11 protein-coding genes are annotated in these 13,533 nt (G+C 63.1%); 2 read left to right on the top strand and 9 right to left on the bottom strand.

Going from position 1 to position 13,533, the window contains the following annotated elements; all coding sequences use genetic code 11:
* Positions 1–12 precede the first annotated feature (12 nt).
* Both polX and LQ249_RS15005 read right to left on the bottom strand, forming a co-directional pair.
* Entirely contained in the window at positions 13–1,800 is a 1,788-nt protein-coding gene (polX, locus tag LQ249_RS15010; protein WP_232565563.1) for a DNA polymerase/3'-5' exonuclease PolX, read from the bottom strand.
* Positions 1,797–2,330, bottom strand: a complete 534-nt coding sequence (locus LQ249_RS15005; RefSeq protein WP_167379485.1) for a c-type cytochrome — start codon at positions 2,328–2,330, stop codon at positions 1,797–1,799. Before LQ249_RS15005 ends, polX begins: the two co-directional genes overlap by 4 nt.
* 275 nt (positions 2,331–2,605) lie before the next feature.
* On the opposite strand from LQ249_RS15005, the gene LQ249_RS15000 reads away from it, so the two are divergent.
* Complete coding sequence (locus tag LQ249_RS15000; RefSeq protein ID WP_232566611.1) at positions 2,606–3,952, top strand: erythromycin esterase family protein; 1,347 nt, start codon at positions 2,606–2,608, stop codon at positions 3,950–3,952.
* A gap of 21 nt (positions 3,953–3,973) precedes the next feature.
* Here LQ249_RS15000 and LQ249_RS14995 read toward each other — a convergent pair whose 3' ends face one another.
* The 6 genes from LQ249_RS14995 to groL all read right to left on the bottom strand — a co-directional run bounded on the left by LQ249_RS14995 (position 3,974) and on the right by groL (position 9,038).
* Positions 3,974–4,663, bottom strand: coding sequence for a phosphoribosyltransferase (locus LQ249_RS14995; RefSeq protein ID WP_108524073.1), 690 nt, complete (start codon positions 4,661–4,663; stop codon positions 3,974–3,976).
* A gap of 44 nt (positions 4,664–4,707) precedes the next feature.
* Complete coding sequence (locus tag LQ249_RS14990; protein ID WP_108524072.1) at positions 4,708–5,592, bottom strand: universal stress protein; 885 nt, start codon at positions 5,590–5,592, stop codon at positions 4,708–4,710.
* Between the two features lie 47 nt (positions 5,593–5,639).
* Positions 5,640–6,035 (bottom strand): hypothetical protein, encoded by a 396-nt coding sequence (locus LQ249_RS14985; protein ID WP_026139877.1) that lies wholly within the window; start codon positions 6,033–6,035, stop codon positions 5,640–5,642.
* Between the two features lie 30 nt (positions 6,036–6,065).
* Positions 6,066–6,677 carry a Spy/CpxP family protein refolding chaperone gene (locus LQ249_RS14980; RefSeq protein WP_169864555.1) on the bottom strand — a complete coding sequence of 204 codons (612 nt, stop codon included), beginning with the start codon at positions 6,675–6,677 and terminating at the stop codon, positions 6,066–6,068.
* A 126-nt stretch (positions 6,678–6,803) separates the two neighbouring features.
* Positions 6,804–7,364, bottom strand: a complete 561-nt coding sequence (locus tag LQ249_RS14975) for a nitroreductase family protein (RefSeq protein ID WP_057004094.1) — start codon at positions 7,362–7,364, stop codon at positions 6,804–6,806.
* Positions 7,365–7,418: 54 nt separating this feature from the next.
* Entirely contained in the window at positions 7,419–9,038 is a 1,620-nt protein-coding gene (groL, locus tag LQ249_RS14970) for a chaperonin GroEL (protein ID WP_057004093.1), read from the bottom strand.
* 253 nt (positions 9,039–9,291) lie between these two features.
* On the opposite strand from groL, the gene LQ249_RS14965 reads away from it, so the two are divergent.
* A complete protein-coding gene (locus LQ249_RS14965; RefSeq protein ID WP_232565562.1) occupies positions 9,292–9,789 on the top strand; it encodes a BCAM0308 family protein in 498 nt (165 codons plus the stop codon).
* 14 nt (positions 9,790–9,803) lie between these two features.
* Here LQ249_RS14965 and mgtA read toward each other — a convergent pair whose 3' ends face one another.
* Complete coding sequence (mgtA, locus tag LQ249_RS14960) at positions 9,804–13,385, bottom strand: magnesium-translocating P-type ATPase (protein ID WP_232565561.1); 3,582 nt, start codon at positions 13,383–13,385, stop codon at positions 9,804–9,806.
* Between the last annotated feature and the right edge of the window lie 148 nt (positions 13,386–13,533).

Genomic DNA, 13,533 nt, shown 5'->3' with positions numbered 1-13,533 from the left:
CAGACCGAACCGTCAGTTCCCGGCGCCTTGCGAACGCCCGCCTGCCGTAGCAGCCAACAACGACTTCAGCGCGCTCAGCGAACGGGTATTGAGTACATCGCCCTTTTCCAGCCAGGCACGCCGGGCTTGCGCGACGCCGTAGCGCAAGTATGCAAAATCCGCGGTGCGCTGGGCATCCGAATTGATGCTGATCAGCACGTGTTGGTCTTTGGCGTATTGGCATTGAAGGTCGAACAGGTCCATGCGCTGGGGTTGTGCGTTGAGCTCCAGGCAGCAGCCGCGTGCAGAGGCGGCCCTGATGACGGCCGACAGGTCCATGTTCAACGGCGCGCGCTGATTGATCAGGCGACACAGCGGGTGCGCCAGTAGCGTGAAATAGCGATGATCCGTGGCCCTGAGCAGGCGTTGCGTCTGTTGCCGCAGCGTCAGGCCGAAATGCGTGTGGACCGCGCCCACCACAAGGTCCAGGCGAGCGAGGACAGCGTCTGGCAGCCCCAGGCTGCCATCTTCCAGGATCTCGACTTCAACCCCCTTGAGCAAGGTGATGCCGCGCAGGCGGGCGTTGAGCGCATCGATCTGGTCGATCTGCTTCAGCAGCCGCTCGCTGTCCAGGAAATGATCGGTGATCGCCAGGTATTCCAACCCGGTTTGCTGCGCGGCCAGTGCCATCTGCTCCAGGGTATTGGCGCCATCCGCGTCGCAGGTGTGCGCGTGCAAGTCACCCTTGAGATCACTCACTTCCACCAGCCTGGGCAAACGCCCGCTGAGTGCCGCCGCGACCTCACCGCGATCTTCGCGCAGCTCCGGCGTGATCCACGGCAACCCCAGGGCCTGATAAACCGAGACCTCCGTGGCACCCGCCAGGCGTTCCTGACCCTTGAACACGCCATACTCGTTGAGCTTCAGGCCCTGTTCCCGCGCCTGCTTGCGAATCGCAATGTTGTGCGCCTTGCTGCCGGTGAAATATACCAGCGCGGCGCCCCAGTCCGCAGGCTTGACCACCCGCATGTCGACTTGCAGGCCGGAGTCCAGTACGACACTGGCCCGCGTGCGGCCTTTGACCAATACGGTGGACACCTCCGGGTGCTTGATCAGGTGCGCCGTGACCGCCACTGCGGGCGCTGCCGCCACCAGGATGTCGATGTCGCCCACGGTATCGCGCATGCGCCGCAGACTGCCGGCCAGCCTCGCGTCCTCGACCCCGGGCAGTTGATGCAGATACTCGATCAACTGCAGCGCCACGGGCTCGACAACGCCCAGCGGCAACCGGCGATCCTTTCCGAGCCCCTTCTGCGCGGCGCTCAATAAGCGCGCCTCAAGCCTTTCGCCAAAACCGGGCACGTGGCGGATGTGGCCCTGCTCGGCGGCCTCGCACAGTTGCTGGGCGGTTTCGATCCCCAGGCCGTGATACAGGTGTTTGATGCGTTTGGGGCCGAGGCCGGCGATGGACAGCAGTTCAACCAGCCCAGGCGGCAATGTCGAGCGCAGGCGTTGCCGTAGCGCACAATCACCGGTGCTGGCGATTTCACTGATCTTGGCCGTCAGATCGACGCCGATACCCGGCAGTTTCGGCAAGGCTTCCCCACGTGCGATGAGCGGCGCCAACTCGACCGTCAGCGCCCTCAGCGTGCGCGCAGCAACCCGATAAGCGCGGATGCGAAACGGGTTGGCGTCATCGATTTCGAGCAGGTCGGCGATATCGTCAAACACCGCGGCAATGTCCTCATTACTCACCGCCCGCGAGCGCTGGACCGTCGACGTCGGCGCGCTGGGCGCCTGCGGTACGGCCGTGAGCTTCATGGCCCCAGCCTGGCCATGTAATGCGCGACCGCCTCGGCATCGGCGTCCGACAGTGTGTGCGCAATCTGGCTCGTCAGGTCACCGCGCTCACGCAGGTCGGCCTGTTGAAACACCTGGATCTGGCGAACCATGTAGGCGGCATGCTGGCCTGCCACGCGTGGGGTCTGGCCATGGCCCCGGCCCTCGGCGCCATGACAGGCGCTGCACTGAGCGATGCCGGATTCCGGCACGCCGTGGCGAAAGATCAATTCGCCCCGCGCGTCAGGCGTTTCGGCTTCAGCCTGCATGGCCGGCTGTTTTGAATAGTAGTCCGCCAGTTCAGTGATCTGCGATTCGGTCAAATGGGTAAAGCCCCACATGTATTGAGTCGAGGCTTTATCCATGCGCGTATGGTTTTTGAAATCCGTCAACTGCTGCTTCAGGTAGTCTTTTTGCTGGCCGGCCAATTTGGGAAACAACGGCGATACCGACTCCCCCGTCAGCCCGTGGCACAGCGAACACACGTCGTTTACCAAGGCCAGCGCGGGCATGGATGCGGTTTTTTGCGATGCCCGGTCGCGGGTGTCGGTACAGCCCACAAGGGCCACCACACAGAGGGCAAGCGTCAGGTGTGATCGATTGATAGAGCACCTCATATCACAAGCCTCCATGAGCAGCGTCGGTAGCCGGCGCGTAACGGGTTCATCCACCTTGGCCCAAGGCCGTGCGGGCTTTATTGACAAAACTCAATGATTCACCTGAGTCAGGGTGTAGGAATAGATAAACACTGAACGGGACGACGGCCGTGAGCACACCCGCCCAACGCATGCTGGATAAACACTATGGCGCGTCTCGGCAGGTCGATAGAGCCGCCATCGCGGCGGTCCTGCACCAATTTGCCGAGCCTCTGCCGGCGTTCGATTCTGCGGCGTTCGGCGAAATGTTCGATCGCTACGCGGATGCGCGGGTGGTGCTGATCGGCGAAGCCAGCCACGGCACCAGCGATTTCTATCGCGCCCGGGCCGCCATCACGCAACGCTTGATTGAGCGGCATGGCTTCTCCATCGTCGCCGTTGAGGCCGACTGGCCCGATGCAGGGCATGTCGACAAATACGTCCGAGGGCTGGCCCCGTCGGCCTGGAAACGCCATATCTTCAGCCGCTTCCCGACCTGGATGTGGCGCAACGCCGAAGTCAAAGCCTTTGCCCACTGGCTGCACCGCTACAACCATCAACGCGCCAGTGCAGACCGCGTGGAGTTCCGTGGCCTCGACGTTTACAGCATGCGCAACTCAATCCATGAGGTGCTGCACTATCTGGACAGCGTTGACCCGCAACTGGCCCAGGAAGCACGGCGGCGCTACGGCTGCCTGACGCCCTGGCAGGATGACCCGGCCTTGTACGGTCACTTCGTCGAACGCAATGGCCTGATGCCCTGTGAACCGCAGGTGGTCGAACAACTCAACGTGATGCTGGCCAAGCAATTGGCCGGGCTCATCCAGGATGACGAAGGGTTTTTCAACGCCACGCAAAACGCCCGCGTGGTGCGTGCGGCGGAACAGTACTACCGCGCCGTCTATCGCGGCTCGACCGCGTCGTGGAACCTGCGTGACCGCCACATGTTCGACACCCTGCGCGCCCTGCTGGAGCACCGGGGCCCGCAGGCCAAAGCGGTGGTCTGGGCGCACAACTCGCATATCGGCAATGCCGCGGCCACGGAGATGGGCTGGAAGGGCCAGTTCAACATCGGCCAGCTGTGCCGCAGTGCCTATGGGCGCGACGCCGTGCTGATCGGCATGAGCACCGACCGTGGCCACGTGGCGGCGGCCGACGATTGGGACGCCGAGATGCTCATCAAGGCGGTGCGGCCTTCCCGTCCCGACAGTTGGGAGCATCAGTTCCTCGAAGCCGGCGTGCCGGCGTCGTTGACCGACTGGCGCGACCCGCAGCGCGCCGAGCTGCGCACGGTGTTGTCCGCCACCCTGCTGGAACGCGCGATTGGCGTGATTTACCGGCCCACAACCGAACGCGACAGCCACTACTTCGAAGCGGTACTGGCCGAACAGTTCGACGCCATGCTCTGGTTCGAGCAGACACAGGCGGTAAAGGCCCTGGCACTGCCCAAAAACGAGGAGCTGGAAGCGGAAGACGAAACCTTTCCGTTCGGTGTGTAAGGCTCACCTGGCGCGACGCATCTACAGCGGGTGCGCTTCAGTCGATTCGCGTTGCCAGGCCCGCTGCAATAACTCAATGACCTCTGCATCGGTGGTCTGGGGGAAGTTCGAGTACCAGTAACCGATGGACATCATCCGCTCAGGAATCAGCGGGCAGATCACTTCATTGACGATGCAGCGCAGGGTTTCCACCGTATCCAGCGGCGCGACCGGCACCGCCACGACGATCCGCGCCGGGGCCTGCACCTGCACCGCCTGGATCGCGGCGAGCATCGAAGCCCCTGTGGCCAGGCCGTCATCGATCAGGATGACCACCTGATCCTTCAACTGCAGCGGCGCCCGCGTGCCCCGGTAAACCTGCTCACGGCGCGATAACTCGCGAGTTTCGCGGGCGACCACCGCGTCATAACTGTCTTGATCAATCGAATGAGCCCGCAGCACCTCTTCATTGCGGATCTGGATACCGCCACTGGCGATGGCGCCCATGGCGAATTCGGGCTGGGACGGAATGCCGAGCTTGCGTACCACCATCAGATCCAGACGCACCTGCAGGGCCGTGGCCACCTCATACGCCACCGGGACGCCGCCACGCGGCAAGGCCAGGATGATCACGTCGGGGCGGCGGGCGTATCTGAGCAACGGCTCCACCAGGCTTTGACCGGCCACCGACCGATCCTGCCAGAGCGTTTGCAGCGAAGGGCTATAACTCATGGGTCACCTCATCTGTCGTTTCATTGCACACCGCCTTTGCCGCGCTAGACCGCCAGTACGCCGCAAGGCACCTGATAGAGAATGTGTTCGGTGGTACTGCCCAGCAGCTTCTCGATGCCGTGATACTGGACCCGGCCCATCACGATCACATCCACCTGGTGTTCCTTGGCGAATTGACTCAACACCGCAACCGGATTGCCCAAAACGAAGTGATGACGATCGGAAGGCACGCCATAGTCTCGCGCCAGTTCGAGGAAGGTTTTTTCCTCCTTGCTCGCCAGGTCCTTACTGAGATTGGACAGGGCCATACCGCCCATGTCAGCCATGTAGATCGTCGACATGTCGCAGGCATACAGCAGGTGCAGCTCGGCATCGCATTGCAGCGCCAGGCTGGTGGCCTGCTCAATGATGCGCTGGTTCAACGCGCTGTTGGCCGGTTGAACATTCGACACGTCAACCGCTGCCACGACGATGCGCGGCAAGGCATGCCCACCACCGCCGACCAGATAGACCGGAATCGGACACTCGCGCAGCAACTGCCAGTCCAGCGGGGTGAAGAACGCGCGCTTGAACGCGGACTCTTGCTGAACCTGTTTGATCAACAGATCGGGCTGCGTCTCGGTGACGTAATCCAGGATGTCTTGCTTGAGGTTGGTGGCCCAGGTCACCTGGGCGGTCACGTTGAGCCCCAGGGCGTGGAGATTCTTGGTTTGGGCGTTCAGCCAGTCGCGGTGGTCCTCGAGGTAGCTGGCCCGGGCCTTTTCACGCACGTTCTCGGCCAGTAGCAACAAGATGTCCAACGGTGTTGCCAGCGCGACAATATGCAGGCTCGCGCCGCTGGCCTTGGCCAGGGCGGCAGCATGGCCGATTGCCGGGGAGTCACGCAGGGCGGGATTGATGATCAGTAACAAACACTGGTATTGGCTCATGATCTGGCTCCAGGGAGGAATGAAAAACAGCCCACGCGTCCGGGGTCTTAACGGATGGGGCCAGGCGGCGGCGTCGCGGGAACCATGCGCCATCCCTCAGGACACTGGCGTACGCTCGGGTAATAGCCTTTGGCGGAATCGCAGTAGTACCAGGCCGATGGCGCGGCCGTGACGGGCTGAGGCTCGACCACCACCGTCGGCGGGCTGGCCGGGTAGTAGTACGTCGGGGCGGGATAGTAATAAACCGGATACGTCGGGTAGTAATACGGCGTGGCGATACGCGCGGCTTCCCAACCCAGTCCCAGGCCGAGACCAAACCCCCACCAGCCCGGCCCGCCCCCATGCCCACCGCCATGCGGCCCGGCATGCGCCGGCAATGCAACGGCGGCAGCCAGCAGGATGAACCCTGTCAGCACGCACTGTTTTACTGAGTCACTGTTCATGATGTTTACCCAGGAGGCTCGCGAATAGCATTACGGTTGGCTGGTCGGGTTGAGCCCGCCGCACCCTTGCGGCCATGCCATGGGCATGTGCATGGGCATTCGCCAACCGTCCTGATCGGCGATGCGGTGATGCATCACCGTCCAGAACAGATCGAAGATGGTTTTTTGCTGGGCATCGAGGGCATCGTAGAAGGTTTGGGTGCGTGCCTGAGCCGCGTCCAGACGGACCAGTTGCGCCTGCATCCAGCTGGTTTGCGTGCGCAGGCGCTCTATGCCTTTGGCCATTCTCTGCGGTGTTGTTTCGTCCTTCAGCGCTTGTCTGGCACTTGCCTTGTCAGTAGCGGCTGGGTTGTCGTTTTCCACTTGCTGATTGGCGTCTGCGATGACGCCTGCGGCCCAGGTTTCCCAGGCGGGCATTTGCTCCGGCTTGAGACTGAGCTTGCCCTTGAGTTCTTCCAGGGTCTGCTGCGTATGCTTGACCCAATCGAAATTCGAGGCGTGACGGAACATACCGCCCTGCCCTGGCCCTAGCCCTAGCCCTAACCCTGGCATCGCGGGGTTGGCAAACGCGCCGGTGGACGGTAACAGCAGAACACTTGCCGCGATCAGCAAGCACTGGCCAAGCAAGCGTGGCTTGTTCATTTCAGCTCATCTCAACGTCGTGGGTTCAATCCGAGCATAGGAGCCGGCCTGGCGGGCGATCTGATCCACGTCAGAAAACCGAGACACCGGTCAACCGCTGGATCAACGGTAGCCCTGCCTGGGGCATCAGCCTATCCAATGGATCTCTGGGGTCTTATGCACGATGGGCGCGGGCACAGACTTCGGGTGCCCCACGATAATCGGTGCCACGGGCATCCACTCGGCGGGCAGGCCGAGCGCCTGCTTACCCTGCGGCGTATTCAGAAAGCCCTGGGCGAAACCGATCCAGCACGTCCCGAGCCCCTCGGCATACGCCGCGAGCATCAGGTTCTCGGCCGCCAGGGCACAGTCTTCGACAATCCACTGATTGGGCGCGTTGCCCGAGATCAGCACCAGGACCGGCGCGTGGTAGAAAATCTGAAAACTGTCCTCGCTGAGCAACGCTTGGAAGTGGCTGGAGTGCGTTCCTGCGGGCGTGGTGGCGAGCATCCAGGCCCTGGCTTCGCGGGAAACCCGCTCCAGCAGCGCCTGGTCGCGGATCACCGTGAACGTCCACGGTTGTTGGTTCATCGCGCTGGGCGCCTGGGCGGCGGCATCGATCAAGCGACAAATGAGTTTTTCATCGAGCGGTTCTGGCGTGTAGTCACGTGTCGAGCGCCGGCCGGCGATTGCCTTGGTTACGTTCATGGGTGCATGCCTCCATCAGGGCGATTCAAATCGAAGCAAGGCGCGAGCAGGTGCTCAACCTTCAGGGAACGACGGTTGGGCTGGCGGTTCTTTTTCTGGGATATCGGTAATGGTCGCTTCGGTCAGCAGCAGGATACTGGCCACGGAAACTGCATTTTCCAGGGCAATACGCACGACTTTGGTCGGATCGATGATGCCGGCTTCGTACATGTCGACATAGGTATTGGCGGACGCATCAAAGCCAATGTTGCCCGGCTCCGCCAGCATGCGCGCAACGACCACGCCGGCGTCCACCGCCGAGTTTTCCGCAATGCGCCGCGCCGGTGCTTCCAATGCCCGACGCAGTATCTGCAGGCCGGTGCGGACATCGCCCTCCTGCCGGGCTTCCTCGGCGGCGATCAGCGGCACCGCTTTGAGCAGCGCGAGGCCGCCGCCGGGGACAATCCCTTCGGTGATCGCCGCGCGGGTCGCCGAGATCGCGTCATCCAGGGCGTCCTTGCGCGCTTTCATTTCGGCTTCGGACGGCGCGCCGACCCGGATCACCGCGACGCCGCCGGACAGCCTGGCCAGCCGCTCCTGCAGCTTTTCACGGTCGTAATCGCTGGTGGTAGCCGCCATTTGCCCGCGGATCTGCTGCAGGCGTGCGTCGATCGCTGCGCGTGTACCGGCGCCGCCGATCAGCGAAGTGCTGTCCTTCGACACCACCACCCGATGGGCCCGTCCCAACTGCTGCAGGTCGACCTGTTCGAGGCTGATCCCCAGTTCGTTGGAGACCACCGTGGCGCCGGTCAATACGGCCATGTCCTGCAGCATGTCCTTGCGCCGGTCGCCAAAGCCCGGGGCCTTGATCGCCACGGCCTTGAGCACGCCGCGGATGTGGTTGACCACCAGCGTGGTCAACGCTTCGCCTTCGATGTCATCTGCGATCAACACCAGGGGCTGACCGCTTTTGGCGACCTGTTCCAACAACGGCAGCAAGTCTTTGAGTGCGCCGATCTTGTGGTCACAGAGCAGCAGGCAGGCATCGTCGAGTTCGACCTGCATTTTCTCGGTGTCGGTGACGAAATAAGGTGAGACATAACCCCGGTCAAAACGCATGCCCTCCATGACCTCGACCACCGTTTCGGTGGTCTTGGACTCTTCGACGCTGACCACGCCTTCAACGCCGACCTTCTCCAGCGCGTCGGCCACCAGTTGACCGATGACCGCGTCGTTATGCGCCGACAGCGTCGCCACCTGGGCTTTTTCCTTGGGCGTGCTGACGGGACGGGACTGCGCCGCCAGCGACTCGACGACCAGCTGCAGGCCCCGATCCAGGCCGCGCTTGAGATCGATCGCGCTGGCCCCCGCGACCACGTTGCGAATGCCATCGGCCAGGATCGCATGGGCCAGCACCGTTGACGTACTGGTCCCGTCGCCGACCGCGTCACCCGTGCGTTCCGCGGCCTGGCGCAGCATTTGCGCGCCGAGGTTCTCCTCGGGGTCCTGCAGGTCAATGCGTTTGGCAATCGTGACGCCGTCATTGCAGACCGTCGGGTTGCCCCACTTGTTCTGCATCAACACCGACTTGGACTTCGGCCCCAGCGTCACGCGCACCGCGTCCGCCAATTGGGTGGCGCCGCTGAGGATCTTCTCGCGGGCAGCCGCGCGAAACACGATTTTACTGTGAGCCATCAGGGTGCTCTCCTCTCACGTCGACGGAACTTGCATGCTTCTCTGAAGTGCCTGCGGCGAGGTTGACTTTTATCAACAAACTCACACCCGTTGCCGACGCCCGCCGCAACGCTTACACCGGCGGTCGCCGGGCGCTCTGCGAGTTGACAAAAATCAACCCGCTCGGGCGGAAACAGCGTCCAAATCAACCTGTGAAATCCACCCGATCGTCAACACGTGGGTTTGCCCCTCTCGATGCGTCAGGAGAAACACTATGGACAAGTATCAGCAGAGTCAGAAAAACAAGCTGTTCAAAACGCCGCCCCATGATCCCTATTGCTTGCCGCGGGTTGAAGGTTCGGCGGTGTGCCCGCAGTGCGACGCGGTGTATCAGGCCGGGAACTGGACCTGGAACCGACCTGAAAACGCGGTGGTGCATGACGCCCAAACCGTCACCTGCCCGGCCTGCCGCCGCATCGCGGACAACATGCCGGCCGGCACCCTGACGCTATCGGGCGGCTTCTTGCAAAAGCACCATGATGAAATCATCCACCTGATCGAAAACACCGAAAAAAACGAAATGGCCGAGCATGCGCTGGAGCGCATCATGCGCGTGACGGAGGTGGCGGACGACCTTATGGTGACCACCACCGGCATTCATCTGGCCAATCGCCTGGCGCATGCACTGGAAGGCGCATTCAAAGGCAAGGCGCAGTACCGCTACGGTGATAGTCAGTACGGCGTGAACGTCACGTGGGCACGTAACGAGTAACCCCTCACGCCACGCTACGGCGCAGCGCGAGCGCGGCTCAACCGCTGGCGACGGTAAAAGAGCCGCTTGACCCATTCCGCCGCGCCCATGTAGGCCAGGCTGATTGCCAGCACTGTCAGCAGGATCGGCAGTGGCAAGGACACCAGGCCGAACCAGGACGCGATCGGGCTGTAAGGTAGCCCGACGGCCAGCAGGCCGATGGCTGCGGCGCTGAGCAACAGCAGTGTGGCCGGGCGGCTTTGGTAGAACGGGCGGTAGGTTCGCACGATGAAGATTGTCAGCAGTTGGGTCAGCAGCGATTCGACGAACCAGCCGCTGCGAAACACTTCCGGGCCCTTTTCCGCCAGCAGGTACAGGGCCGCGAACGTGAGCACATCAAACAGCGAACTGACCAGCCCGAACACCACCATGAAGTTGCGGATTTCCCTGATGTTCCAGCGGTGCGGGGTGTTTTCCCATTCGCGGTCGACGTTGTCGCTGGCGATCCCCATGGAGGGGATATCGGACAGGAAGTTGTTGAGCAGTATCTGCTTGGCCAGCATCGGCAGGAACGGCAATACCAACGAAGCCAGGGCCATGCTGATCATGTTGCCGAAATTGGCGCTGGAGACGATGGAAATGTACTTCAAGGTATTGGCAAAGGTATGCCGGCCCTCTTCGATGCCTTCGCGCAACACATCGAGGTTGTGCTCCAGCAACACGAAGTCGGCGGCCTGCTTGGCCACGTCGGCGGCGTTATCCACCGAGATCCCGATATCGGCGACTTGCAGCGCCGGGGCATCGTTGATGCCATCGCCCATATAGCCGACAACGTGCCCGGTCTTCTGCAGGGCGCGGATGATGCGTTCTTTCTGGTTGGGGTCGACCTCGGCAAAGAGCGTCGTCAGTGGCGCCAGGTGCATCAACGCTTCGTCTTTCATGGCCGCCAGCTCGGCGCCGGTGATGATGCGCTCTACGGGCAGACCCACGGCCATGCCGACATGGCGGGCGACCAGATGGCTGTCGCCACTGATGATCTTGACTTGCACACCCAGGCGCTCGAGGTTGGCGAGGGTGTCTTTCACCCCCGGCTCCGGCGGGTCGAAGAACAACAGAAAACCGCGGAAGGTCATGGCCTTTTCTTCATCCCGGCCGTAGTGCGGCTGGTCCGGCAAGACCCGCGTGGCCAGGCCCAAAACCCTGAAGCCCTGCTCGCTCCAGTCGGCGAAACGCTGCGCGATGGCGGCCCGCTCGGTGTCGCTCAGCACCAGCAACTGTTCGCCGCGGCGCACCTGTGTGCAAACCTCGAGCACATTGTCCAGCGCCCCCTTGGTCACCATCAGCCGGGCGGCCTCAGGCGCATTCGCGACCACCACGCTCAGGCGCTTGCGCACGAAGTCATATGGCACTTCATCGAGCTTGCTCGCGCCGGGGCATGGCGCCAGGGTTTTGCCGGCCAGGGTGATCGCATCGTCCATGGCGTTGCGCATGCCGGTCTGCAGGCTGGAGTTGAACACCGCCAGTTGCAGGATCGTGGCATCGGCATTGCCCGCCAGATCCATGGCGCCGTCCAGCACCACGACACCGCGGGTCAGCGTACCGGTCTTGTCGGTACACAGGATGTCCATCGCCCCGAGGTTTTCAATCGCATTGAGGTGACGCACGATGACCCCTTTGGCGGCCATGCGTTGCGCGCCTTTGGCCAGCGTGATGCTCAGGATCGCCGGCAACAGTTCCGGCGACAGCCCGATGGACAACGCGATGGCAAACAACAGGGTGTCGAGGGCGGGACGATGCAGCAGGATATTGATGCCGAACACCACGATCGTGATCACCAGCATCACCCGCAACAGCAAGCTGCCGAAGCGACGCAGGCCGCGCTCGAACTCCGTCTCGGGCGGGCGCAGCGTCAGGGTCTTGGCGATGCGCCCGATCTCACTGTCCGAGGCGTAGCGCGTGACCAGCACCTCGGCGGTGCCGCTGCGCACCGAGGTGCCCATGAACACGCAATTATGCCGCTGCCCGAGCGTGGCATCGGCGGCGCAGTCGCCCGGCAATTTTTCCACCGGGAAGGTTTCGCCGGTCAGCAGGCCTTCACCGATGAAGCAATCGAGCGCCTGCAGGATCCGGCCATCGGCCGCGATCAGGCTGCCGGCGCTGAGTATCAGGATATCCCCCGGCACCACCTCGCTGGCGGCGATGTCCACGGCCTTGCCGTCGCGCCGCACCGTGGCGCGCAGCGCGATCTTGCTGCGCAGTTGCTCCACCGCCGTACTGGCGCGATTTTCATACCAGGCGCTGAGAACCGCGCTGATCAGCACGATGCAGCCGACAATCGCCGCATCCAGCCAGTCCCCCACCACCACGGCGACCAGCGCGCCCACGATCAGGATCAGCACCAAGGGCGTCCGCATTTGCTCCAGCACCAACCGGGCCAGGCCACGCGGTCGGTCCTTGGGCGTGGCCGGCGCGCTGCGCACCCGCGCGTTGGCGTCGGCCTCGCTCAAGCCCTGCGGCGTGCTGTGCAGGCTGCTGAACACCTGGCTGACTGGCGGGCTCCAATAATCGCCGGTTGCCACGCGGGTGGGCGGCTTGACGTTGGATCGCCATTCACGATGGGCCAACCAGAGGCCGGGCAGCATCGGCAACCAGAACGTCAGCCCGCGGAATAACAACGTGGCGGAAAGTGCCACCGCAATGTTCACCCCCACCCAATGCAGCGTGACCACCGCCGCCGCTTCAAAGGCGCCGAGCCCGCCCGGCACAATGCCGATACTGCGCAGCACGCTGGCCAGCATAAAACCGGCAAACAGCCCCAACGGCGGCGCGGACACACCCAGCGCGCGCACCAGCACCCACAATGTGGCGCTGTCGAGCACAATGATCACCAATTCCAGCAAGGTAATCCGCCAGAGTAACCCTTGGCTGCGCACCAGTTGCTTGTCGGCCCCGGTGAGCAATGACGCGATTCTGGCGACAATCGGAAAATGGCGCCCCGGCAAATGCGCGACCAGGCGCCGATTGCCGGCCAGCCTAGGCGTGACCACTGCCAGCAACAGGCTGACGGCGACGAACACCAGGCACGCCGTCATCACCGCAGGCGTGGCATGACCCTGGAAGATCACCACCGGTAACGCCACGCCGACCGACACCGCATAGGCCAGGAAATACCCGGACAAATCCAGCACCAGGCTCGCCAGCACCAGCGGTTTTGCGAACCCGAGGCGGACGAAGGAGGCCACGACCGCAAAGGCGCCGCTGATGCCGGAGGACGGCAGGGCCTGATCGACAAACAGCTTCATCACGCTGAGTTTGCCCGCCTCCCAGAGTGAAAGCGGCTGCGCCCCGGCCCTGAGCACCACCCGAAAGACCTGCCCTTGCGCCATATACGTCAGGACTTGCAACGCCAGGGCGCCGACCAGCCACAGCGGCTCTGCCTGGGTCAGCAAGTGTGTGAAGGATTCGACGTCGGTGAATTGCAGCGCCACGCCGACCACTGTCGCAAACATCGCGGCGCCGAGCAGCCACGTCAGCCACAGCGCGGAACGGCTGTAATGCTGTTCCTCTTCAGGTACAGCCGGATCGATGAAACCAGCAGTGGGCGGTTTGACAGGCATGCCGTGCCCCTGAGCGAATCAGCAGAGAGTCCGATTCTGGCGCGGCCTGCGCGGGGCCGTTTGATCCAGGTCAACCTGCCCCTGGACGGTCTGTTAGTCCGCATCACGCTTTCTGACCTTGATCAATACGCCTGCCGCGCATCCCCCT

It is taken from the genome of Pseudomonas sp. 7-41 (genome assembly GCF_021233075.1).
Taxonomy (GTDB): Bacteria; Pseudomonadota; Gammaproteobacteria; order Pseudomonadales; family Pseudomonadaceae; genus Aquipseudomonas; species Aquipseudomonas veronii.
Note: the sequence above shows the minus strand (reverse complement) of the source record. Positions and strands in the feature narration are given on the sequence as shown.

Coding starts and splice junctions, on each gene's coding strand:
- polX (WP_232565563.1), bottom strand. CDS start 1,800: ATGAAGCTCACGGCCGTACCGCAGGCGCCCAGCGCGCCGACGTCGACG.
- LQ249_RS15005 (WP_167379485.1), bottom strand. CDS start 2,330: ATGCCCGCGCTGGCCTTGGTAAACGACGTGTGTTCGCTGTGCCACGGG.
- LQ249_RS15000 (WP_232566611.1), top strand. CDS start 2,606: ATGCTGGATAAACACTATGGCGCGTCTCGGCAGGTCGATAGAGCCGCC.
- LQ249_RS14995 (WP_108524073.1), bottom strand. CDS start 4,663: ATGAGTTATAGCCCTTCGCTGCAAACGCTCTGGCAGGATCGGTCGGTG.
- LQ249_RS14990 (WP_108524072.1), bottom strand. CDS start 5,592: ATGAGCCAATACCAGTGTTTGTTACTGATCATCAATCCCGCCCTGCGT.
- LQ249_RS14985 (WP_026139877.1), bottom strand. CDS start 6,035: ATGAACAGTGACTCAGTAAAACAGTGCGTGCTGACAGGGTTCATCCTG.
- LQ249_RS14980 (WP_169864555.1), bottom strand. CDS start 6,677: ATGAACAAGCCACGCTTGCTTGGCCAGTGCTTGCTGATCGCGGCAAGT.
- LQ249_RS14975 (WP_057004094.1), bottom strand. CDS start 7,364: ATGAACGTAACCAAGGCAATCGCCGGCCGGCGCTCGACACGTGACTAC.
- groL (WP_057004093.1), bottom strand. CDS start 9,038: ATGGCTCACAGTAAAATCGTGTTTCGCGCGGCTGCCCGCGAGAAGATC.
- LQ249_RS14965 (WP_232565562.1), top strand. CDS start 9,292: ATGGACAAGTATCAGCAGAGTCAGAAAAACAAGCTGTTCAAAACGCCG.
- mgtA (WP_232565561.1), bottom strand. CDS start 13,385: ATGCCTGTCAAACCGCCCACTGCTGGTTTCATCGATCCGGCTGTACCT.